Raw genomic sequence first — 22,673 nt, forward strand, 5'->3', positions numbered from 1 at the left:
GCCGCCATGTCCTTTCTGCGTTGCCTGCCTTTCGCCCTCCTGCTCGGTTTCTGCCTGAGCGTTCCACCCTCTTATGCCGAACCACCGTCGCGCGATGCCGTGCAGCAGAGCCTCGACGGCCTGGCCCAGCGCAAGCTCGCCGAGGCCGACCAGGCCGCGGTGCAGCAGGCCCTCGAACGCACCCTGAGCCTGCTCGACCAGCGCGCCACGACCCAGCAGGCCCTGGCCAGCCTCAAGCAGCAGCTCGCCGAAGCGCCGCGCCTGATCGCCGCATCGCAGCACCAGCTGGCGCAGCTCAAGGCCAGCACGCCGGTGGACATCGCCAGGCGCTACGCCGCGAGCAAGGTGCCGGAGATCGAGCAACTGATCGCCGAGCGCAGCAACCAGCTGAACGAGTGGCAGAAGGCGAGCACCGCCGCCAACAGCCTGATCATCACCTCGCAGACCCGCCCCGAGCGCGCGCAGACGGAGATCAGCAACAACCAGACGCGCAGCCAGGAAATCAGCAGTGCCCTGAAAACCGGCAAGCTGGACGGCAAGCCGCTGATCCCCGAAAGCCGCGGCATGCTCGAAGCGGAACTGGCGCAACTCGACGTGCAGACCCAGCTGCGCCGTCAGGAGATGGCCGGCAACAGCCTGCTGCAGGACCTCGGCAACGCCCAGCGCGACCTCCTGCAGGAGCGCATCGCGCGGCTGGAGAAGGAAATCCTCGACCTCCAGCAACTGATCAGCGACAAGCGCCGTGAACAGTCCGAGCAGACCGTCGCGGCCCAGTCGGCGGAAGCTCAGAAGCTCAGCCCGGACAGCCTGCTGGCCCAGGAAAGCAGCGAGAACCTGCAGCTTTCCGATTACCTGCTCAAGGCCACCGACCGGCTCAGCGAGCTGAACCGCCTGAACCTGGAGGCCCGGCAGAAACTGGACAACCTGACCCAGGCCGACCAGGCGCTGGAAGAGCAGATCAACGTACTCAAGGGCAGCCTGCTGCTGTCGAAGATTCTCTACCAGCAGCAACAGGCGCTGCCGAAGGTGAAGACCGACAGCAACCTCGCCGACGAGATCGCCGACCTGCGCCTGTACCAGTTCGAGCTCAGCCAGCGTCGCGAAAAGCTCGGCCGCCCCAGCGAGTACGTCAACCGGTTGCTCGCCGCGCAGCCGCCGGGGCAGGTCACTCCCGAGCTGCGCCAGTCGTTGCAGGGCATCGCCGACACCCGCGCCGAGCTGCTCGCCCAGCTCAATACCGAACTCAACTCGCTGCTCAACGAAGCGATCAACCTACAGCTCAACCAGAAGCAATTGCAGGACACCGCCAAGAGCCTGCGCGCCACGCTGGAAGAGCAGATGTTCTGGATTCCCAGCAACCAGCCGCTGGGGCTGGACTGGCTGCGCCTGGCGCCGTCCTACCTGCAGAGCCAGGTGGCGCGGGTGCCGTGGAGCTCGCTGACCCAGGAGCTGCTGGCCGGCCTCGGCAGCCGCCCGTGGGTGTTCATTCCGCTGCTGCTGGGGATCGGCGTGCTGCTCTGGCGGCGCCGCTTCATCCACCAGAAGCTGCAGAAGCTGCACGGCGACATCGGCCACTACAAGGACGACAGCCAACTGCACACGCCGCTGGCGGTGTTCCTGTACATCCTCCTGGCGCTGCCCGGCAGCCTGTTCCTGATGCTCTGCGGGCTGGCGCTGCGCTATGACGCGCGCGGCCAGAACGCGGCGCTGGGCTCGGCGCTGATCCAGATGGCCGAGGCCTGGCTGGTGTTCTACACCGCCTACCGGGTGCTGGACAGCGGCGGCCTGGCCGAGCTGCACTTCCGCTGGGCGCGCCGCCAGGTGTCGTTCCTGCGGGCGCAGATGCGCAAGCTCGGCATCGTGGTGATGGCGTTGCTGGCGGTGGTGAGCATCGCCGAGGTGCAGCCCGAGACCCTCGCCGAGGACGTCATCGGGATCGTCGTGGTGCTGGTCTGCTACGCGCTGATGGCCTGGCTGCTGGGCAAGACGCTGCTCAGCGGGCCGCGCAAGAAGGCGGTCAACCTGATCATCGGCGTGGCCATCATCGCCCTGCCGATCGCGCTGATCCTCGCGGTCGGCTTCGGCTACTACTACACCGCGCTGCGCCTGTCCGACCGCCTGATCGACACGCTTTACCTGGTGATGATCTGGATCCTGCTGGAAGCCATGTCGGTGCGCTGGCTGTCGGTGGCGGCGCGGCGCCTGGCCTACCAGCGCGCCCTGGCCAAGCGCCAGAGCCAGGCCAAGGAAGGGCTCGAAGGCGAGATCCTCGAGGAGCCGACGCTGGACATCGAGCAGATCAACCAGCAGTCGCTGCGGCTGATCCGCGTCGCCCTGCTCGGGGTGTTCTTCGTCGCGCTCTACTGGGTCTGGGCCGACCTGCTCGGGGTGTTCGCCTACCTCGACAACATCACGCTCTACACCTATGCCAGCGGCACCGGCGCCAGCGCCGTGCAGACGCCGATCACCCTGCTTAACCTGCTCAGCGCGCTGATCCTGTTCGCCATCACCGTGGTCCTCGCCGGCAACCTGCCGGGCCTGCTCGAAGTGTTGGTGCTGTCGCGCCTGAGCCTGGCCCAGGGCAGCGCCTACGCCACCACCACGCTGCTGTCCTACGCCATCGCCGGGCTCGGCTTCGTGATCACGCTGTCGACCCTCGGAGTCAGTTGGGACCGCTTGCAATGGCTGGTCGCGGCACTCTCTGTAGGTATCGGCTTCGGCATGCAGGCGATCTTCGCCAACTTCATCTCCGGGCTCATCCTGCTCTTCGAGCGACCGATCCGCATCGGCGACCTGATCACCATCGGCAGCATCACCGGCACGGTGAACCGCATCCGCATCCGCGCCACCCACATCACCGACGGCGACCGCAAGGCGGTGATCGTGCCCAACCAGATCCTGCTCACCAGCCAGGTGATCAACTGGACGCTGACCGACACCATCACGCGTATCGTGCTGACCTACAGCGTCAACCGCGGCTCGGACCTGGCGCTGGTGCGCAAGCTGCTGATGCAGGCGACCCAGGAGAACGCGCGCGTGCTGCGCGACCCGGCACCGACCGTGCAACTGACGGTGTACGGCGCCACCACCCTGGACCACGAGCTGAAGATCTACGTGCGCGACCTCGGCGACCGCGGCCCGGCCACCGACGAGCTGAACCGGCGCATCGACCAGCTGTTCCGCGAGAACAACATCAACGTCGCCGGCGTGCCGCAGATGGACGTGTTCCTCAACAACCGCGACGGCGCGCAGAAGAAGATCTGCAGCGCCGCCACGCAACCCGCCGCCGACGAAACGCCCGCCGACCCGCCGACCAAGCCCTGATCAGACACTCGGCGGCGCCCGCGCGGCGCTGCCGATCGGACGGTCGAGGCCCCTGCCGGCCGCGCGACGTGTTAAAAACGAACCATGAAAAGTCTCGACGATCTGGTTTTCGACAACCGTTTCGCCCGCCTGGGCGACACCTTCTCCACCGCCGTGCTGCCCGAGCCCATCGCCGAACCACGGCTGGTGGTGGCCAGCGCGTCGGCCATGGCGCTGCTCGACCTCGACCCGGCCGAGAGCGAACGTCCCGAATTCGCCGAAATCTTCGCCGGCCACATGCTCTGGTCCGACGCCGAACCGCGGGCGATGGTTTATTCCGGGCACCAGTTCGGCTCCTACAACCCGCGCCTGGGCGACGGCCGCGGCCTGCTGCTGGGCGAGGTGGTCAACGCCGCCGGCGAGCACTGGGACCTGCACCTCAAGGGCGCCGGTCAGACCCCCTACTCACGCAGCGGCGACGGCCGCGCGGTGCTGCGCAGTTCGATCCGCGAATTCCTCGCCAGCGAACACCTGCATGCGCTGGGCATACCCAGCTCGCGGGCGCTGTGCGTGACCGGCTCGAGCACGCCGGTCTATCGCGAGACCGAGGAACGCGCCGCCATGCTGCTGCGCATGGCGCCCAGCCACGTGCGCTTCGGCAGCTTCGAGTACCTCTACTACACGCGCCAGCACGACGCCCTGAGGCAACTCGCCGACCACGTCCTGCGCGAGCATTACCCGCACTGCCTGGAATCGCCCGAGCCGCACGCCGCGCTGTTCCGCGAGGTGCTGGAGCGCAACGCCGAGCTGATCGCCCGCTGGCAGGCCTACGGGTTCTGCCACGGGGTGATGAACACCGACAACATGTCGATCGTTGGCATCACCTTCGACTTCGGCCCCTACGCCTTTCTCGACGATTTCGACGCGCACTTCATCTGCAACCACTCCGACGACAGCGGCCGCTACTCCTTCAGCAACCAGGTGCCCATCGCGCACTGGAACCTCTCCGCACTGGCCCAAGCGCTGACTCCGTTCGTCAGCGTGGAAATCCTGCGCGAGACGCTGACCCTGTTCCTGCCGCTGTACCAGGCGCACTACCTCGACCTGATGCGCCGCCGCCTGGGCCTGCAGCAGGCGGACGAGGCCGATGGCGAACTGGTCGAGCGCCTGCTGCAACTGATGCAGGGCAGCGCCGTCGACTACAGCCTGTTCTTCCGCCGCCTCGGCGAGGACGCGCCGGAAACGGCCCTGGCCCGGCTGCGCGACGATTTCGTCGACCTCGCCGGGTTCGATGCCTGGGCGCAGCGCTACCGCGCCCGCGTCGAGAACGAAGGCGGCGACCAGGCCGCGCGCCGGCAGCGCATGCATGCGGTGAACCCGAAGTACGTCCTGCGCAACTACCTGGCGCAGCGCGCCATCGAGGCCGCGGAAGCTGGCGACTACGGCGAAGTGCGCGAACTGCACGCGGTACTCGCCCGGCCCTTCGACGAACAACCCGGCAAGGAAGGTTTCGCCGAGCGCCCGCCGGAATGGGGCAAGCATCTGGAAATCAGCTGCTCGTCCTGAGCAACTGAGCGTCCATTACTCCAGCTCCAAACAAAAGCGCATATAACCCTGCCGAATCATTCTTAGACTCTCTAAGCAAAGCTCACTATCGTGGCGCCACCGGGTGGCCAACCACTCGCCCAGACGGCTTCTGCATTAGATGAAAATCCGCGATCTAGACCTCACCGCCAGCCCGATCAACAGCGAGCACCAGGCCCTTGGCCTGCCGCCGGTCGAGGACTACGTTTCCAACCCGATCAACCATCCAGTGCTGCGCGTCGCCATGTGGCTGGCGGTGGCCATCCTGGTCGGTCTGCTGAGCTTCCTCGCCTGGCGGCTGTTCTTCGGCGAACACCAGAGCAGCGGCCTGGAAATCATCGAGGGGGCGCTGAACAGCCCGCTGTTCTGGAGCGCGGTGGCGGTCGGCTTCCTGGCCCAGGCCATCGATGGCGCGCTGGGCATGGCCTACGGCATCACCGCGACCACCTTCCTGCTGAGTGCCGGCGCCTCGCCCGCCGCGGCCAGCGCCAGCGTGCACATCGCCGAGGTCTTCACCACCGGCCTGTCGGGGATCTCCCACGTCAAGCTGGGCAACGTCAACAAGTCGCTGTTCCTGCGCCTGCTGGTGCCGGGAATGATCGGTGCCGTGCTCGGCGCGGTGGTGATCACCCAGTTCGACGGCAAGGTGCTCAAGCCCTTCATCTCCGCCTACCTGCTGCTGATGGGCCTGTACATCCTGGCCAAGGCGTTCCGCCACGTGCTGCAGAAGCGCCAACCGAAGCACATCGCCAAGCTGGCGCTGTTCGGCGGTTTCGTCGACGCGGCGGGCGGTGGCGGTTGGGGCCCGGTGGTGACCACCACCCTGATCGGCTCCGGCAGCGACCCGCGCACCACCATCGGCTCGGTCAACTTCGCCGAGTTCTTCCTGACCATCGCCAGCGCCACTTCCTTCATCCTGCTCGCCGGGCAGCCGAGCACCTGGCTGCTGGTCGCCGGCCTGGTCTTCGGCGGCCTGTTCGCCGCGCCCTTCGCCGCGCTGCTGTGCAAGAGCCTGCCGGCGAAGACCCTGTTGATGCTGATCGGCAGCCTGATCACCCTGATCAGCGCCTACAACATCTACAACGCGCTGGTGGGTTGATCGCGGCATAACCTTAGGCGCAAACGGTTTAGCCGGGCGCGGCGGGACGCATTGACCCGCCGCCGTTCCAGTCGACATGCTCAGGGCCTTCCCTGCCACGATGGAACGCCTCGCACATGAAACTGGAAACCCTCGCCATTCACGCCGGCTACAGCCCCGACCCGACCACCAAGGCGGTGGCCGTGCCGATCTACCAGACCACCTCCTACGCCTTCGACGACACCCAGCACGGCGCCGATCTGTTCGACCTGAAGGTCGCCGGCAACATCTACACGCGGATCATGAACCCCACCAGCGACGTGCTGGAAAAGCGAGTGGCGGCGCTGGAGGGCGGTGTCGGCGCGCTGGCCGTGGCGTCCGGCGCGGCGGCCATCACCTACGCGATCCAGACCCTCGCCGAGGTCGGCGACAATATCGTCTCGGTGGCCAAGCTGTACGGCGGCACCTACAACCTGTTCGCCCATACCCTGCCGCGCTTCGGCATCGAGACCCGCTTCGCGCCGCACGACGACATCGCCGCCCTGGAAGCGCTGATCGACGGGCGCACCAAGGCGGTGTTCTGCGAATCCATCGGCAACCCGGCCGGCAACATCGTCGACCTGCAGGCACTGGCCGATGCCGCGCATCGCCATGGCGTGCCGCTGATCGTCGACAACACCGTCGCCACGCCGGTGCTTTGCCGGCCGTTCGAGCACGGCGCCGACATCGTCGTGCACTCGCTGACCAAGTACATCGGCGGCCATGGCAACTCCATCGGCGGCATCGTCGTCGACTCCGGCAAATTCCCCTGGGCGCAGCACCGCGAGCGTTTCCCGCTGCTCAACACGCCCGACCCGTCCTACCACGGCGTCACCTACACCGAAGCCTTCGGCCCCGCCGCCTTCATCGGCCGTTGCCGCGTGGTGCCGCTGCGCAACACCGGCGCCGCGCTGTCGCCGTTCAACGCCTTCCTCATCCTGCAGGGCCTGGAAACCCTCGGCCTGCGCATGGAACGGCACACCGCGAACGCGCTGAAGGTCGCCGAATACCTGCGCGATCACCCGCAGGTGCGCTGGGTGAAGTACGCCGGCCTGGCGGATCACCCGGAGCATGAACTGGCGCAACGCTACGTCGAGGGCAAGCCGGCGGGCATCCTGTCCTTCGGCATCGAGGGCGGCCAGGCCGCCGGCGCGCGCTTCATCGATGCGCTGCAACTGGTGGTGCGTCTGGTGAACATCGGCGACGCCAAGTCGCTGGCCTGCCACCCCGCGTCCACCACCCACCGCCAACTCGACGACGCCGAACTGGAGAAGGCCGGCGTGCCGCGCGACATGGTCCGGCTGTCGATCGGCATCGAGCACATCGACGACATCCTCGCCGACATCGGGCAGGCGCTGGCCGCGGCCCGCGGCTGACCGGTCGCCTTGACTTCCCGGCCCGCGGCTCCACATTAGGATCACCATCCTTCGACGGAGCCGCGGCATGTCCGACGCCCTTCTCGTTCCCTGCGCGCACTGCGCCGGGCTCAACCGCATACCGGCAGCGCGCCTGGGCGAGACGCCGAAGTGCGGCCACTGCAAGGCCGAGGTGCTCAGCGCCACGCCCTTCGAACTGAACCAGGCCAATTTCGACCGGCAGACCAAGGGCGCTCTGCCCTTGCTGGTGGACGTCTGGGCCGACTGGTGCGGGCCGTGCAAGGCCTTCGCCCCGGTGTTCCAGCAGGCCGCCGCGCAACTGCGCGGGCGCTGCCGGCTGGGCAAGCTGGACAGCGAAGCCAACCGCGAGCTGTCGGCGCGCCTGGGCATTCGTTCGATCCCCAGCCTGATCCTCTACCGCGACGGCCGCGAAAGCGCGCGCCAAAGTGGCGCCATGCCGCTGCCGCAACTGCTCGCCTGGCTGAACGGCCAGGGACTCTGAGCGCATCGGTCAGTGGCGCCGAGCGCGGCGATCATTGCCGCGTCAGCGCCGCCGGCTAGGCTGGGGACCTCACCGAAGGAGTCCGCCATGCCCGTGCCCGCCGAGATCGCCCGCCAGCTCACCGAGGAAAAGATCGCTTTCGTCCAGCGCATGGGCCTCAAGGCCGAGGTGCTGGAGCCCGGCTTCGTGCGCCTGCTGGCGCCGCTGGCCGGCAACCAGAACCACATCGGCAGCCTGTACGCCGGCGCCCTCTTCACCCTCGCCGAAATGCCCGGCGGCGCACTCTTCCTCACCAGCTTCGACAGCCAGCGCTTCTACCCGGTGGTGAAGGAGATGAACCTTCGCTTCCGCCGCCCGGCCACCGGCGACATCCGCGTGGAGGCGCGTCTGGACGCCGCCGAGATCGAGCGCATCCAGGAAGAGGCGGCGCGCGCCGGCAAGGCCGAGTACCGGCTGGAACTGCAACTTACCGACGCCTCGGGCGCCGTGGTGGCCGAGAGCAGCGCGCTCTACCAGTTGCGCGCCCACCCGCGCTGACGCGGTTCAGCCACCGGCTTCGAGCAGGTGGTGCAGCTCGACGAACTGCCGGGTCAGCTTGTGCGTGGGGTCGAGATGGATCAGCGGCGTGCAGGCCTCGTGCGACTCGCGCATCTTCACCGAAGCGCCGAGATAGACCGGCAGCACCGGCAAGCCTTCGCCGATCATCTCGTCGAGCACCCGCTGCGGCAACGCCGCCCGCGCCTGGAACTGGTTGACCACGATGCCTTCCACCGTCAGGCCGGGGTTGTGGTCGTCGCGAATCTCCTCGATCTCGCGCAGCAACCCGTACAGCGCCTGGCGCGAGAAGCTGTCGCAGTCGAAGGGGATCAGGCAGCGCTCGGCGGCGATCAGCGCGGACACCGTGTAGAAATTCAGCGCCGGCGGCGTATCCAGGTAGATCCGCTCGTAGTCCTCGTCGAGTGAATCGAGCAGTTTGCGCAGCTTGTTGATCTTGTGTTTCGCCTCGAGCTTGGGCTGCAGATCGGCAAGCTCCGCGGTGGCGGTGATCACGTGCAGGTTGTCGAACGGCGTCTCGTAGATGTCCACCTTGCCGTTCTTGGCGATCGGCCCGGACGAGAGGATCTGCGTGAAGAAGTCGGCGATCCCCAGCGGAATCTCGTTGCCGGCCAGCCCGGTGAGGTAATGGCTGGAGTTCCCCTGGGTGTCAAGGTCCACCAGCAACGTGCGATAACCCTCGGCCGCGGCGACCGCCGCCAGGTTGCAGGCGATGCTCGACTTGCCTACCCCGCCCTTCTGATTGAACACCACGCGCCGCATGCGAAACCTCCGGAAATGGAACCCGCTGCCCACTCTACGCCGCGAAGATGACGATAAGACGACAGCGCGGGGGCCGCGGATCGCCGCGTTTCGATGAGCGGCAATCACTCCACCGCCCGCCTTTTGTATAAAGGATCGCTTAGAACGCCGGTGACCCGGAAGGTTGCGCCGCGTCACATTCGATCCTGTAACAATGTTTGCCTGTAGCGGATGGCGCCGGGATAATGCCGCCCGCGCGTGGTCTGGACAGTTTCACACCAACCCGTTTCAGGAAGACGCACCTCGCAATGGACGCCCGTACAGGCGGGAACGAGCGCTTTGACGTGATTCAATTCAGCATCGATCAATGGAGAGCATGGGCACCCGGCCTGGATGACGCGGACGCCTGGACGCGCTGGAGCCTGGCCCCCGGCTGTGTCGGCGGCGACCCGGCGGCCGTGCCTGCGGTCGATTTCCTCCCCGCGATGCAGCGCCGACGCATGAGTCGGCTGGCGCGAATGACCTTCCAGGTGGCCTGGCCGCTGGCCGAAGGCCAGGCGCCGATGCCGATGGTGTTCGCCTCCCGGCATGGCGAGACGCCGCGCACCTTCGCCCTCCTCAGCGAACTGGCCGAACGGCAGCCGCTCTCACCCACCCAGTTCAGCCTCTCCGTGCACAACGCGATCATCGGCCTGTGGTCGATCCTGCGCGGCGACGACAGCGAGATGACCGCCATCGCCGCCGAAGGCGACGGCCTCGAGCACGCCCTGCTGGAGGCTGCCGGGCTGCTCGCCGAGGGCGAGCCGCAGGTGCTGCTGGTGATCGCCGAGGACCGCCCGCCGGAGGCCTACGCTCCCTGGATCGACGACGTGCCCTTCCCCTACGCCGTGGCCCTGAGGCTGCGCCGCGGCGCGCAGTGGACCCTTACCTGCAACACGCCCAGCGCCGACGTAACCGCCTGCCGGTGGCCGCATGCGCTGAATTTCCTGCTCACCCTGCTGCAGGGCGGGAGCCTGTGCAGCAACCACTGGAAGAGCCGCGAATGGACCTGGCGACGCAATCCGTGAAGGCGCACGGCAGCGCCCCCTATGCCTGGCGGCTGATCGCCACGGGACTGAGCTTCGTGCTGTTCGGAGTCGGCGGGCTGTGCCTGCGGCTGGTGATCTTCCCGCTGCTGAGCCTGCTTCCCGGCGACGCGGCCCGGCGCCGCCAGCGGGCACGCGCCACCGTCAGCCGGCTGTTCTGGCTGTTCGTCCAGTTCATGTACCGCAGCGGCGTGCTCACCTACGAAATCGAAGGGGTGCAGCGCCTCGGCCAGCCCGGCCAGTTGATCATCGCCAATCACCCTTCGCTGATCGACGTGGTGGTGCTGATCGCCTGCATCCGCGATGCGAACTGCGTCGTCAAGCAGAGCCTGTGGAACAACCCGTTCACCCGCGGACCGGTGCGCGCCGCGGGCTACATCAGCAACAGCGGCAGCATGGACATGCTCGACGAGGCGGCAGGGGCGCTGCGCTCGGGGCAAACCCTGATCGTCTTTCCCGAAGGCACCCGCACCACGCCCGGTCGTGCACCGGAGTTCCACCGTGGCGCCGCGGCGATCGCCCTGCGCGGCGCCCGCATCGTCACGCCGGTGGTGATCAGCGTCACGCCGACGACCCTGACCAAGGCCGAGCCCTGGTACAGCATTCCCTCGCGACGCTTCCACTTCCGCCTGCAGGTCGGCGCGGACATCGATCCGCAACGCTTCGCCGAACAGGACTCCGCGCCCATCGCTTCGCGCAAACTCAACGATCATCTGCATCACTACTTCATGAAGGAGCTCGCCGAAGATGAGCCAACTGGAAACTGACATCAAAAACCTGATCATCGAGGCCCTTGGCCTCGAAGACATGGGCCCGGACGACATCGACAGCGAACAACCGCTGTTCGGCGACGGCCTCGGCCTCGACTCGGTGGACGCCCTGGAACTGGGCCTGGCCATCCAGAAGCGTTTCGGCATCAAGATCGACGCCGAAGCCAAGGACACCCGCACGCATTTCGCCAACGTGGCCCGCCTGGCGGCTTACGTCAGCGCGAGCAAAGCGGCCTGAAGGAACGACCCATGCAGAATCGCGATGAAATCTTTGCCACCCTGCGCGACGCGTTGGTCGAGCTGTTCGAGCTGGAACCCGAGCGCATCACGCCGGAGGCCAACCTCTATCAGGACCTGGAAATCGACAGCATCGATGCGGTCGACCTGATCGACCACCTGAAGCGGCAGACCGGCAAGAAGATTGCCGCCGAGGACTTCAAGGCGGTGCGCACGGTGGCCGACGTGGTCGAGGCGATGCACAAGATGCAGGACGCCGCTTGAGTCGACTGATCGCGCTGGGATTGCTGCTGGCCGGGTTGGCCTATCCGTTCGCCGTCTATTACGGCCTCGGGCATCTGTCCCCGCAATTCTTCGCCATCCTGCTCGGCAGCCTCTGGCTGGCGCGCATGCTGTGCAGCGCCGAACGCCCGGGCAACCGCTGGCTGGCGCTGGGCGCGCTGGCCTTCTGCGTGCTGCTCGGCGTGGTCGGCGACGCGCACCTGCTGCGCTGGTACCCGGTGCTGATCAGCCTGATGCTGCTGGCGCTGTTCGGCCTGAGCCTCAGGTACGGCCCGCCGCTGGTCGAGCGCCTGGCACGCCTGCGCGAGCCGGAACTGCCGGCCGTGGCCATCCGCTACACGCGCCAGGTCACCGTGGTCTGGGCGATCTTCTTCCTCTGCAACGGGCTGCTCGCCGCCGCGCTGACGCTGTGGGCGCCGCTGAGCTGGTGGACGCTCTACAACGGGCTGCTCTCCTACCTGCTGATGGGCCTGCTGTTCATCGGCGAATGGCTGTTACGCCAACGCGTGAGGGCGAACGCATGACGTCGCTGCACCGCCTGTTGCTGGAGTCGCCCGGCCCGCGCGCGCTGAGCCTGGCGCCGGCCCTCGAGCACGCCGAATTCCGCCAGCGCGCCCTGTGCCTGGCGGCCGCCCTGCAACGCCGCGGCGTGCGCCGCCTGGCCCTGCACCTGGAAGACGCCGCCGAGCTGGCCATCGCGCTGTTCGGCGCCTGGCGCGCCGGTGTCGAGGTGGTCCTGCCCGCCGACCTGCAACCGGGCAATCGCCAGCGCCTGGCGCCGGAGGTCGACCTCTGGCTGACCGACCAGCCCGGCGACACCCGGCTCGACGCGCTGCAGGACGAGCCGCTGGCCGCCGCGGAACTGGACCTGGACGCCTGCCGCCTGACGCTGAGCACCTCAGGTTCCAGCGGCGAACCCAAGCTGATCGGCAAGTCGCTGCGCCAGCTGGCAAACGAAGTCGACGCGCTCGAAGCGCTGTGGGGCGCCGAGCTGGGCGCCGCCACGCTGATCGGCAGCGTCGCCGCGCAACACATCTACGGGCTGCTGTTCCGCGTGCTCTGGCCGCTGGCCGCGGGGCGCACCTTCCTGCGCCGCGCGCTGCCGTTCCCCGAGGACATCCAGCTCGCCAGCCTGGGCCTCGCCGACGCCGGCGGGTTCGCCTGGGTCGCCAGCCCGGCGCTGCTCAAACGCATGGGCGACAACCTCGACTGGCCCGCGCTGGGCCGCGTCAGCAAGGTGTTTTCCTCCGGCGGCGCGCTGCCGGCCGAAGCCGCCAAGGACTTGCAACGGCGTCTCGGCCAGTGGCCGACGGAAATCTACGGCAGCTCGGAAACCGGCGGCATCGCCTGGCGTCAGGGTGAGGGCCTGTGGCAGCCCTTCGCCGGAGTCGAACTGAGCCAGGATAACAGCGGCGCGTTGCGCATCGCTTCCACCTACTTGCCGGCCGGCCATATCGAACAGTCGGCGGATGCCGTCCGACTCGACGCCAGCGGTGGCTTCGAGCTGCTCGGTCGCCTCGACCGCATCGTCAAGCTGGAAGAAAAACGCATCTCCCTGCCGATGCTCGAGGGGGCGCTGGCCAGCCACGCCTGGGTCGCCGATTGCCGCCTCGGCGTGATCAGCGAGAACCGCGCCTATCTGGGCGCCCTCGTCGCGCTAAGCGACGCCGGGCTGCACGTCTTGCGCAACGAGGGGCGTCGCGCGCTGACCCAGGCGCTGCGTGCCCACCTCGGCGACCACTGCGAGACGCTGGCACTGCCGCGTCGCTGGCGGCTGCTACGGCAACTGCCGCTGACCGCGCAGGGCAAGCTGCCGCAGGCGCAGGTCGATGCCCTGCTACAGGCGCCGCGCAGCAAGCTGCCGGAACGGGTCGAGGAACACGAAGTGGACGGCGAGTGGCGACTGCTGCTGGACGTGCCGCCGGACCTGGCGCACTTCAGCGGGCATTTCCCGCGCACCCCGGTGCTCCCCGGCGTGGTGCAGATCGACTGGGCGCTGAGCCTGGCCCGCGAGCTGCTCGAGCTGCCCCCGCGCTTCTGCGGCATGGAAGTGCTGAAGTTCCAGCAACTGGCGCGTCCCGGCGATCGACTGCAGCTGACGCTGCGCTTCGATGCCGAGCGCGGCAAGCTGCACTTCGCCTACCGCAACGGCGATGCGCCCTGCTCCTCCGGGCGCATCCTCCTCGGGCCGGCCCATGTTTAGGCCCTGCGCGGTGATCCCGGTGTACAACCACGAACACGCCCTGCCGCTGGTGTTGCAGGCGCTGCGCGAGGCCGGGCTGGCCTGCGTGATCGTCGACGACGCCTCCAGCGCGGCCTGCGCCGCGGCGATGGATCGCCTGGCCGACGCCGAGCAGGTCCACCTGGTGCGCCTGGCGACCAACCAGGGCAAGGGCGGCGCGGTGATGGCCGGCCTGCGCGAGGCACGTCGCCTGGGCTTCAGCCATGCGCTGCAGGTGGATGCCGATGGCCAGCACGATCTCGGCGACGTCGCCGCCTTCCTCGCCGCCGCGGAGCAGACGCCGCAGGCATTGATCTGCGGCTACCCGCAGTACGACGCGAGCGTGCCGAAGAGCCGCCTCTACGCGCGCTACCTGACCCATGTCTGGGTCTGGATCAACAGCCTGTCGCTGCGCATCCGCGACGGCATGTGCGGCTTCCGCGTCTACCCGCTGGAGCCCACCCTGGCGCTGATCGACTCGGCGCGGCTGGGCAGGCGGATGGATTTCGACCCGGAAATCCTCGTGCGCCTGGCCTGGCGCAACCAGCCGATGCGCTGGCTGCCGACCCGCGTGCACTACCCGCTCGACGGCCTGTCGCATTTCCGCCTGTGGCAGGACAACGCGCTGATCTCGAAAATGCACGCCAAGCTGTTCTTCGGCATGCTCGGCCGCGCGCCGCTGATCCTCTGGCGGCGGTGGAGGGCATGAAGGACGCCGGCCAGCACTGGGCCGCGCAGGGCGAACGCGGCAGCTTACTGCTGATGCGCTTCACCGCCTGGGCCGCGCGCACTCTGGGCCGCCGGCTGATCGCGCCGCTGCTGTACGGCATCGTTTTCTATTTCTTCCTGTTCGGCCGCCGGGCGCGTCGCAGCGCCCGCGAGTACCAGAACAACCTCGCCCAATGGAGCGGACAAGCCGGGCTGCGGCCAAACACGCGCTCGGTGTTCCGCCAGTTCCTCGCCTTCGCCGACAGCCTGCTCGACAAGCTCGACGTCTGGAACGGCAAGCTGGACATGCGCGACATCGAACTGCTGGACCCGGCCGGCCTGCGACAAAAGACGTCTTCGGGCCAGCGCGGCCAGCTGCTGGTCGGCGCCCACCTGGGCAACCTCGAGGTATGCCGCGCGCTGGCCGAGCTGGGCGAACAGGTGCGCATGAACGTGCTGGTGCACACCCGCCACGCCGAGCGCTTCAACCGCCTGCTCGGTGAGGCCGGTGCCAGCCGACTGCGCCTGATTCAGGTCAGCGAGCTGGACCCGGCGATCATGCTGCAGCTGTCGGAGCGGCTGGACAACGGCGAATGGCTGGCCATCGCCGGTGACCGCGTGCCGTTGCACGGCGGCCGCCGCAGCCGGGTCGACTTCCTCGGCAAGCCGGCCGATTTTCCGCAGGGCCCGTGGCTGCTCGCCGGGCTGCTGCAATGCCCGGCGAGCTTGCTGTTCTGCATCAAGCAGGGCGGGCGCTACCGGATTCACCTGGAGCCCTTCGCCGAACGCATCCACTGGCGGCGCAACGACCGCCAGCAAGTGATCCGCGAGTGGACGCAGCGCTACGCCCTGCGCCTCGGCGAGCACTGCGCCCAGGCGCCGCTGCAATGGTTCAACTTCTACCCGTTCTGGAAATCGCATGACGACTGATCCCGTGGTGTTCGGCGAAAGCCATCTTTCCATCGAAGCGCTGGTCGCCGTGGCCGAGCGCCGCGCACCGACGCGCCTGCAGGAGGACGCCGCCTTCCGTGAGCGGATCGCTCGCGGGGCGCAGTTCCTCGATACCCTGCTCGACCGCGAAGGGGTCATCTACGGCGTCACCACCGGCTACGGCGACTCCTGCGTGGTGGCGGTGCCGCTGCAGCACGTCGAGGCGCTACCGCAGCACCTGTTCACCTTCCACGGCTGCGGCATGGGCAAACTGCTCGACGCCCAGGCCACCCGCGCCGTGCTCGCCGCGCGTCTGCGTTCGCTGACTCACGGCATGTCCGGCGTGCGCATCGAACTGCTCGAACGGCTGCAGGCGTTCCTCGCCGAGGACGTGTTGCCGCTGATTCCCGAGGAAGGCTCGGTGGGCGCCAGCGGCGATCTCACGCCGCTGTCCTACGTCGCCGCCGTCCTCGCCGGCGAACGCGACGTGCTCTGGCGCGGCGCCCGCCGCAGCGCCGCCGAGGTCCATCGCGAACTCGGCTGGACGCCCCTGGTGCTGCGGCCCAAGGAAGCCCTGGCGCTGATGAACGGCACCGCGGTGATGACCGGCCTGGCCTGCCAGGCGTTCGTCCGCGCCGACTACCTGTTGCGCCTGGCCACGCGCATCACCGCGCTCAACGTGATCGCCCTGCAGGGCAACCCCGAGCACTTCGACGAGCGCCTGTTCGCCGCCAAGCCGCACCCGGGCCAAGCCCAGGTCGCCGCCTGGCTGCGCGACGACCTGGCCATCGACGGCCCGACGCCGCCGCTGCATCGCCTGCAGGATCGCTACTCCATCCGTTGCGCGCCACACGTGCTCGGCGTGCTTGCCGACAGCCTGGGCTGGCTGCGCCAGTTCATCGAGACCGAGCTGAACAGCGCCAACGACAACCCGATCATCGACGCCGAAGAAGAACGCGTGCTGCACGGCGGGCATTTCTACGGCGGCCATATCGCGTTCGCCATGGACAGCCTGAAGAACCTCGTCGCCAACGTCGCCGACCTGCTCGACCGCCAGCTCGCGCTGCTGGTGGACACCCGCTACAACCACGGCCTGCCGAGCAATCTCTCCGGCGCGCCGGCGCACACCGCGATGATCAACCACGGTTTCAAGGCGGTGCAGATCGGCGCCAGCGCCTGGACCGCCGAAGCGCTGAAGAACGGCATGCCGGCGAGCCTGTTCTCGCGCTCCACCGAGTGCCACAACCAGGACAAGGTCAGCATGGGCACCATCGCCGCCCGCGACGCCCTGCGCAGCCTGGAGCTGAGCGAACAGGTCGCCGCCGCGGCGCTGCTGGCCGCCAACCAGGGCGTCTGGCTGCGCGCCGGCCAGGCCGATTCGCGCACGTTGCCGACGGCGCTGGCGAGCATGCGCGAACAGCTCGCCAGCGACTTCGCGCCGGTGATCGAGGACCGCGCGCTGGAGGCCGAGCTGCGCCTGTGCCTGAGCCACATCCGCAATCGCCACTGGGGGCTGTATGCGTAAGGACGGCGTACTGCAAAGCGAAATCGAGGTGCTGGTGCCGTTCTTCGACGTCGACTCGATGGACATCGTCTGGCACGGCCACTACGTCAAATACCTGGAAGTCGCCCGCTGCGCGCTGCTCGAGCGTATCGGCCACAACTACCAGCAGATGCGCGACGCCGGCTACGGCTGGCCGATCATCGACCTGCAACTGCGCTACGTGCGGCCGGCGCGCTTCAACCAGCGGATCAGCGTGCGCGCCGACCTGGTCGAGTGGGAGAACCGCCTGAAGATCAACTACCTGATCCGCGACGTGGAAACCGGCGAACGCCTGACCCGCGCCAGCAGCGTGCAGGTGGCGGTCGAGATCGCCAGCCGGGAAATGCAACTCGCCTCGCCGGCGGTGTTCGTCGACGCCGTGCGCAGGGCGCTGGCATGAGACGCCTGCTGCTGGCGACCGCGTTGTCGCTGCTCCCGGCGCTGGCCCAGGCGTTCGGCCTGGAACAGCTGGCGGCGCAACTGGGCAAACCCGCGGTGGTGCGCGGCGAATTCGTTCAGCAGAAGTTTCTCCGCGCCCTGGAAAAACCGCTGACCAGCCGCGGGGAGTTCGTCCTGGCCAAGGGCCACGGCCTGCTCTGGCTGCTGAAGACGCCGCTGCAGCAGGATTACCGCATCGACGAACAGGGCATCGCCCGGCGCGAAGCCGGCGGCTGGCAGGCGATCCCGCAACGCAGCGCCAGCGCCCAGCAGAACCGCCTGTTCCTCGCCGTGCTGGGCGGCGACAGCAGCGGCCTGCAACGGGATTTCGAGCTGGCCCTGCAGGGCGATGCACAGCACTGGCAGTTGACCCTGACCCCGCGCGCGCTGCTGCTCAAGCAGATCTTCAACAGCATCCGCATCGACGGCGGCGCGCTGGTGCAGCGCATCTTGCTGGACGAAACCCAGGGCGACCGCACCGAACTGCTGCTGCAGAACAGCGTCGCGGCCGATGCCCTGTCCGATCGGGAACAGCATGATTTCACCGATTGAGCGGCGCGCCCCCCGGGTCTTTCTCGCCGGTCTGCTGATGCTCCTCGCGCTGGGCGCCTGGCAGTGGCGAAACGGCGCGCCGCTGAGCACCGACATCCTCGAACTGGTGCCCGGCAGCAGCCGCGACGCGCTGCAGAAAAGCGCCGAGCAGCGCATGCAGGAACCGCTGAACCGCGAATTGCTGGTGCTGGTCGGCTACCCGGAGCGCGATCGCGCCATCGCCGCTGCCTCGCGATTGGCCGGCGTCTGGCAGGCCAGCACGCTGTTCGAGAAGGTCCAGACCGGCGTTCAGGCCGACCTGCCGACGCTGCGCGAGCAACTGCTGCAGGGCCGCCTGGCGCTGCTCGGCGCGGCCACCCGCGAACGCCTGATCGACGACCCGAAGGCCTTCATCGAACAGCGCGTGCAGCAGCTCTTCGACCCCTTCGCAGGCTTCGGCCTGATCGCCAACCAGCAGGACTGGCTGGGCCTGGCCGCCGTCATCGCGCAACAGCGTCCGGCCAGCGCCAACGTGCAGCTGGACCTCGGCAGCGGCGCGTTCTTCGCCGAGGCGGAGGGCCTGCAATGGGCGCTGCTGCGCGCGCGTACCCGCGCCGACGCCTTCGACATGAACGCACCGCTGGAGGCCGCGCGGCTGGTGGCCGAGGCCCGCGCCCAGGTCACTGCAGACGGCGGGCGGCTGGTCGCCGCCAGCGGCCTGCTGTACGCCGCCGCTGCCCAGCAGCAGGCCACCAGGGAAATCACCTGGGTCGGCGGCGGCGCGACCGTCGGCGCGCTGCTGCTGTTGTTGCTGGCCTTCCGCCGGGTTCGCGTGCTGCTGGCGTTCCTGCCGGTGGTGGCCGCGCTGCTCGCCGGCTGCGTCGCCTGCGTGGCGCTGTTCGGCCATATCAACGTACTCACGCTGGTGCTGGGCAGCAGCCTGATCGGCGTGGCGTCGGATTATCCGCTGCACTACCTGTCGAAGAGCTGGGGCGCGCCGACCTGGCGTAGCTGGGACGCGGTGCGCGCCACGCTGCCGGGGCTCAGCCTGAGCCTGGCGACCAACCTGATCGGCTACCTGGCGCTGGCCTGCACGCCGTTCCCGGCGCTGACCCAGGTCGCGGTGTTCTCGGTGGCCGGGCTGCTGGCCGCCTACCTGTGCTCGATCTGCCTGCTGCCGGCGCTGCTGAACGGCGTGCAACTGCGCCCGCGGCGCTCGCTGCTGAACCTCGCCCAGCGCCTGCTGGCGGCCCGCGCGGCGCTGTTGCGGCGAACCGGCAGTTGGCCGCTGTTGCTGCTGGTGCTGGCGTTCTGCGGCATCGGGCTGATGCGCCTGGAAGTCCATAACGACCTGCGCCAGTGGATCGGCGGCTCGCCGCCGTTGCTCACGGAAGCCAAGGCGGTGGCGAAGATCACCGGCGTGCAGCCCACCAGCCAGTTCTTCCTGGTGCGCGGCGACGACCAGACCCAGCTGCTCGAACGCCAGGCCGCGCTGGCCGTGCGCCTCGACCGGCTGGTGGCCGACGGCAGCCTCGCCGGCTACCAGGCGTTGCCGCAACTGCTCGCCACCGCGGAACAACAGCAGCGCCTGCGCCAGGCGTTGCCCGCGCTGGCGCAGCACTGGCAGCCGCTGATCGACCTGGGCATTCCGCGCAGCGCGCTGGACGACGAATTGCGCCAGCTCCAGGCGCTGCCGGTGCAGGACATCGACACGGCCCTCGCCGGTCCCTACGGCGAGCCCTGGCGCTCGACCTGGCTGGGCGCCAGCGGCAACCAGGTCGCGGCGCTGGTCAGCCTGCGCGGGCTGAGCGACGCCACCCTGCTTGCCGCCCAGGCGGACGGCCTCGAAGGGGTACGCCTGGTCGATCGCCTGGGCGAACTGAACCGCCTGTTCGCCGCCACCCAGGTCAGCGCCAGCGAGCTGAAGCTGCTCTCGTGCCTGCTGATCCTCGGTTTGCTGGTGTTTCCCTTCGGCCTGAAAGGCGCGTTGCGCGTGGTCCTGCTGCCGCTGCTGGCGGCGCTCTGCAGCCTCGCCAGCCTCGGTTGGCTGGGCCAGCCACTGACCCTGTTCAGCCTCTTCGGCCTGCTGCTGGTGACCGCCATCGGCGTGGACTACGCGATCCTCATGCGCGAACGCGTCGGCGGCTCCGGCGCCAGCCTGCTCGGCGTGTTGCTCTCGGCGCTGACCACCTGGCTCTCCTTCGGCCTGCTGGCGCTGTCGAGCACCCCGGCGGTGAGCAACTTCGGCCTGGCCGTGGGGCTGGGCCTGTTCTTCGCCAGCCTGTTCGCGCCGTGGGCGGGACACGCCCATGCCGACGCCTCCCACGCCGCGGAGGCCAGGGAATGACCGTCCTGCTGATCTGGCTCGCCCTGCTCGCGCTGTTCGCCGCCGGCACCGGGCTGGGCGCCCGCCTCGGCCTGCTGCCCATCGTCAGCCAGTTGCTGCTGGCGATGCTCGGCCTGCCCCTGCTGGTACTCGGCGTGATCGAGCCGCAGGCGCAGATCGGCGCCGTGCAGCTGGTCGAGCCGCACTGGCTGAAAAGCCTCTACGGGCTGAGCTTCGCCCTGCTGCTGGGCTACATCCTCAGCGATGTCGTGGACCTGCGGCTGAGCCCGGAAAGCCTGAAGATCGCCCTGCCGAGTTTCTTCGTGCCGTTCTTCTGCGGACTGGCCTGCGCGCTCTGGTTGCTGCAGCCGCTGCCCTGGCTCAGCGCGGTGTCGATCGGCCTGCTGTTCTCGATCACCGCGATCCCGGTGCTCTACCTGTACCTGCAGGGCATCGGCTACGACCCGAGCGCGACGCGCCGTCTGATGCACTCGGCGATTCTCATGGACCTGATGTGCTGGAGCCTGTTCGCCCTGGCACAAGGCAGCAGCAACCCGCAGAACCTGATCTGGCCGCTGCTCGCGACGGCGCTGCCGTTGCTGCTCAAGGCCCTGCGCCTGCGCCACGGGCTGGCCCACAGCCTGCCGTTCTTCGCGCTGATGCTGGTGTTTCAGCAACTGAAGATGAACGCGTTGATCTTCGGCATCGGCTACCTGCTCTGCCTGGCCTGGCTGCGCCAGCCCTTCGTCCTGCCGCTGAGCCCCCAGGCGCTGCGCCGGGTGCAGAACGGCTTCGCGATCCCGCTGATCCTGTCCTACGGCATCCTGCAGATCGACTTCCGCCAGGCGGTCAGCGGCTACTCGTGGTTCTACCTCGCCGCACTGCTGGTGCTGCCGGTGCTGGCCAAGCTCGGCGGCAACTGGATCGGCCTGGGCTGGGCCAGTCCCGGCATGCCGACGCCGCTGCGCTGGCGCGAGAGCCTGCTGCTGAACATCCGCGGCTTGACCGAGATCGTCTTCCTAAACCTGCTTTTCCAGCAGCATCTGATCGACTCATTGCTCTACTTCAGTCTGATGCTGATGAGCCTGTTCTCCACGCTGCTGCCGGCGCTGCTCGGCATCCGTCGCCCCCATTCCATGCCTTCGTTGAAAAGGAATTCCCATGGCAATTTCTGAACTGCAACACCGTCAGGTCGTGATCATCGGTGCCGGCCCTTCCGGCGCCATCGCCGGCGCGCTGCTCAAGCGCCAGGGCCATGATGTGCTGATCATCGAGCGCCAGCGTTTCCCGCGCTTCTCCATCGGCGAGAGCCTGCTGTCGCACTGCCTCGATTTCGTCGAGGAAGCCGGCATGCTGGAGGCCGTCGAGGCGGCGGGGTTCCAGCGCAAGAACGGCGCCGCCTACGCCTGGGGCGAGCGGCGCACGGCCTTCGATTTCCGCGACAAGTTCACCCCGGGCAAGGACTGGACCTTCCAGGTGCAACGCGCGCACTTCGACCAGATCCTCGCCGACGAAGCCGCCCGCCAGGGCGTGGAAATCCGCTACGAAGAGGAAATCGTCGCCGCCGACTTCAGCGGCGAAACGCCGAACCTCGACGTGCGCCGCCTGGACGGCAGCCACTACCGCGTCGAATGCAGCTTCGTGCTCGACGGCAGCGGTTACGGACGCGTGCTGCCGCGCCTTCTCGATCTCGAGGCGCCGTCCTGCCTGCCGGTCCGCCACGCCGTGTTCACCCACATCGAAGACCGCATCGACGATGAAGGTTTCGACCGCGAGAAGATCCTCATCACCACCCACCCGCAACTGCGCGACGTCTGGTTCTGGACCATTCCCTTCAGCAACGGCCGCTGCTCGCTCGGCGTGATCGCCGACCCGGCGTACATCGCCGAACGCCCGGACGACCTGGATGCCTGCCTCAAGCGCTTCGTCGAGGAAACCCCGAGCCTGGCCGGCGTGCTGAAGAATGCGGTGTGGGACACGCCGGCGCGCAAGATCGACGGCTACTCGGCCAACGTGAAGAGCCTGCATGGCAAGGGCTTCGCGCTGCTGGGCAACGCCGCCGAATTCCTCGACCCGGTGTTCTCCTCCGGCGTGACCATCGCGATGCGCTCGGCGAGCATGGCCGCCGGCCTGCTGCATCGTCAGCTCGAAGGTGAGCGCGTGGACTGGGAGCGCGACTTCGCCGTGCCCCTGAAACGCGGGGTCGATGCCTTCCGCGCCTACGTCGAGGGTTGGTACGATGGCAGCTTCCAGGACGTGATCTATTACCCCGGCTCATCCGGCGACATTCGCCGGATGATCTGTTCGATCCTGGCCGGCTACGCCTGGGACCAGAACAACCCGTACGTCACCGAACCCCAGCGCCGCCTGCGCGTGCTGGCCGAAATCTGCGCACCGCAAGCGCCCGCCTGACAAGAGATTGCC

The 22,673-nt window shown here is 68.3% G+C and carries 21 protein-coding genes; 20 read left to right on the plus strand and 1 reads right to left on the minus strand.

Going from position 1 to position 22,673, the window contains the following annotated elements; genetic code table 11:
• The first annotated feature begins 6 nt into the window (after positions 1–6).
• From mscK to B3E91_RS18220, 6 genes are all read left to right on the plus strand, one after another.
• Complete coding sequence (gene mscK, locus B3E91_RS18195) at positions 7–3,324, plus strand: mechanosensitive channel MscK (RefSeq protein WP_287030841.1); 3,318 nt, start codon at positions 7–9, stop codon at positions 3,322–3,324.
• An 84-nt stretch (positions 3,325–3,408) separates the two neighbouring features.
• Positions 3,409–4,869, plus strand: a complete 1,461-nt coding sequence (selO, locus tag B3E91_RS18200; protein ID WP_287030843.1) for a protein adenylyltransferase SelO — start codon at positions 3,409–3,411, stop codon at positions 4,867–4,869.
• A 139-nt stretch (positions 4,870–5,008) separates the two neighbouring features.
• A complete protein-coding gene (locus tag B3E91_RS18205) occupies positions 5,009–5,986 on the plus strand; it encodes a sulfite exporter TauE/SafE family protein (protein ID WP_090225731.1) in 978 nt (325 codons plus the stop codon).
• A gap of 116 nt (positions 5,987–6,102) precedes the next feature.
• Complete coding sequence (locus tag B3E91_RS18210) at positions 6,103–7,380, plus strand: bifunctional O-acetylhomoserine aminocarboxypropyltransferase/cysteine synthase (RefSeq protein ID WP_287030845.1); 1,278 nt, start codon at positions 6,103–6,105, stop codon at positions 7,378–7,380.
• A gap of 67 nt (positions 7,381–7,447) precedes the next feature.
• Positions 7,448–7,882 (plus strand): thioredoxin TrxC, encoded by a 435-nt coding sequence (gene trxC / locus B3E91_RS18215; protein ID WP_287030847.1) that lies wholly within the window; start codon positions 7,448–7,450, stop codon positions 7,880–7,882.
• Positions 7,883–7,969: 87 nt separating this feature from the next.
• The gene (locus B3E91_RS18220; RefSeq protein WP_287030850.1) at positions 7,970–8,419 is read left to right on the plus strand and encodes a YiiD C-terminal domain-containing protein; all 450 of its coding nucleotides are present in this window, start codon (positions 7,970–7,972) and stop codon (positions 8,417–8,419) included.
• Between the two features lie 6 nt (positions 8,420–8,425).
• Here B3E91_RS18220 and B3E91_RS18225 read toward each other — a convergent pair whose 3' ends face one another.
• The gene (locus B3E91_RS18225; RefSeq protein WP_287030852.1) at positions 8,426–9,199 is read right to left on the minus strand and encodes a ParA family protein; all 774 of its coding nucleotides are present in this window, start codon (positions 9,197–9,199) and stop codon (positions 8,426–8,428) included.
• Positions 9,200–9,486: 287 nt separating this feature from the next.
• Here B3E91_RS18225 and B3E91_RS18230 point away from each other — a divergent pair, with 287 nt between their 5' ends.
• Genes B3E91_RS18230 through B3E91_RS18295 form a run of 14 tightly spaced genes read left to right on the plus strand, consistent with a single transcriptional unit; the run spans position 9,487 to position 22,661 of the window.
• Complete coding sequence (locus B3E91_RS18230) at positions 9,487–10,245, plus strand: beta-ketoacyl synthase chain length factor (protein WP_287030853.1); 759 nt, start codon at positions 9,487–9,489, stop codon at positions 10,243–10,245.
• The gene (locus B3E91_RS18235; protein WP_287030855.1) at positions 10,221–11,030 is read left to right on the plus strand and encodes a lysophospholipid acyltransferase family protein; all 810 of its coding nucleotides are present in this window, start codon (positions 10,221–10,223) and stop codon (positions 11,028–11,030) included. The genes B3E91_RS18230 and B3E91_RS18235 overlap by 25 nt, the downstream gene beginning before the upstream one ends.
• Positions 11,011–11,271, plus strand: a complete 261-nt coding sequence (locus B3E91_RS18240; RefSeq protein ID WP_090225722.1) for a phosphopantetheine-binding protein — start codon at positions 11,011–11,013, stop codon at positions 11,269–11,271. Before B3E91_RS18235 ends, B3E91_RS18240 begins: the two co-directional genes overlap by 20 nt.
• Positions 11,272–11,282: 11 nt before the next feature.
• Complete coding sequence (locus B3E91_RS18245; protein ID WP_090225720.1) at positions 11,283–11,534, plus strand: acyl carrier protein; 252 nt, start codon at positions 11,283–11,285, stop codon at positions 11,532–11,534.
• Positions 11,531–12,076, plus strand: coding sequence for a hypothetical protein (locus B3E91_RS18250; RefSeq protein WP_090225718.1), 546 nt, complete (start codon positions 11,531–11,533; stop codon positions 12,074–12,076). The genes B3E91_RS18245 and B3E91_RS18250 overlap by 4 nt, the downstream gene beginning before the upstream one ends.
• On the plus strand, positions 12,073–13,755 hold the full coding sequence (locus B3E91_RS18255; protein WP_287030858.1) for an acyl-CoA synthetase family protein: 1,683 nt from the start codon (positions 12,073–12,075) through the stop codon (positions 13,753–13,755). Before B3E91_RS18250 ends, B3E91_RS18255 begins: the two co-directional genes overlap by 4 nt.
• Entirely contained in the window at positions 13,748–14,482 is a 735-nt protein-coding gene (locus B3E91_RS18260) for a glycosyltransferase family 2 protein (protein WP_287030861.1), read from the plus strand. The genes B3E91_RS18255 and B3E91_RS18260 overlap by 8 nt, the downstream gene beginning before the upstream one ends.
• Positions 14,479–15,411 carry a glycosyl transferase gene (locus B3E91_RS18265; protein ID WP_287030862.1) on the plus strand — a complete coding sequence of 311 codons (933 nt, stop codon included), beginning with the start codon at positions 14,479–14,481 and terminating at the stop codon, positions 15,409–15,411. The genes B3E91_RS18260 and B3E91_RS18265 overlap by 4 nt, the downstream gene beginning before the upstream one ends.
• The gene (locus B3E91_RS18270; RefSeq protein ID WP_287030863.1) at positions 15,401–16,936 is read left to right on the plus strand and encodes an HAL/PAL/TAL family ammonia-lyase; all 1,536 of its coding nucleotides are present in this window, start codon (positions 15,401–15,403) and stop codon (positions 16,934–16,936) included. The genes B3E91_RS18265 and B3E91_RS18270 overlap by 11 nt, the downstream gene beginning before the upstream one ends.
• On the plus strand, positions 16,929–17,354 hold the full coding sequence (locus B3E91_RS18275; protein ID WP_282342803.1) for an acyl-CoA thioesterase: 426 nt from the start codon (positions 16,929–16,931) through the stop codon (positions 17,352–17,354). The genes B3E91_RS18270 and B3E91_RS18275 overlap by 8 nt, the downstream gene beginning before the upstream one ends.
• A complete protein-coding gene (locus B3E91_RS18280) occupies positions 17,351–17,944 on the plus strand; it encodes an outer membrane lipoprotein carrier protein LolA (RefSeq protein ID WP_287030864.1) in 594 nt (197 codons plus the stop codon). Before B3E91_RS18275 ends, B3E91_RS18280 begins: the two co-directional genes overlap by 4 nt.
• Positions 17,928–20,270, plus strand: coding sequence for an MMPL family transporter (locus B3E91_RS18285; RefSeq protein WP_287030865.1), 2,343 nt, complete (start codon positions 17,928–17,930; stop codon positions 20,268–20,270). The genes B3E91_RS18280 and B3E91_RS18285 overlap by 17 nt, the downstream gene beginning before the upstream one ends.
• A complete protein-coding gene (locus B3E91_RS18290; RefSeq protein ID WP_287030866.1) occupies positions 20,267–21,424 on the plus strand; it encodes a sodium:proton antiporter in 1,158 nt (385 codons plus the stop codon). The genes B3E91_RS18285 and B3E91_RS18290 overlap by 4 nt, the downstream gene beginning before the upstream one ends.
• A complete protein-coding gene (locus tag B3E91_RS18295; RefSeq protein ID WP_287030867.1) occupies positions 21,411–22,661 on the plus strand; it encodes an NAD(P)/FAD-dependent oxidoreductase in 1,251 nt (416 codons plus the stop codon). Before B3E91_RS18290 ends, B3E91_RS18295 begins: the two co-directional genes overlap by 14 nt.
• Positions 22,662–22,673 lie beyond the last annotated feature (12 nt).

It is taken from the genome of Pseudomonas sp. UBA6310 (assembly GCF_002438225.1).
GTDB classification, from domain to species: domain Bacteria; phylum Pseudomonadota; class Gammaproteobacteria; order Pseudomonadales; family Pseudomonadaceae; genus Pseudomonas_O; species Pseudomonas_O kuykendallii.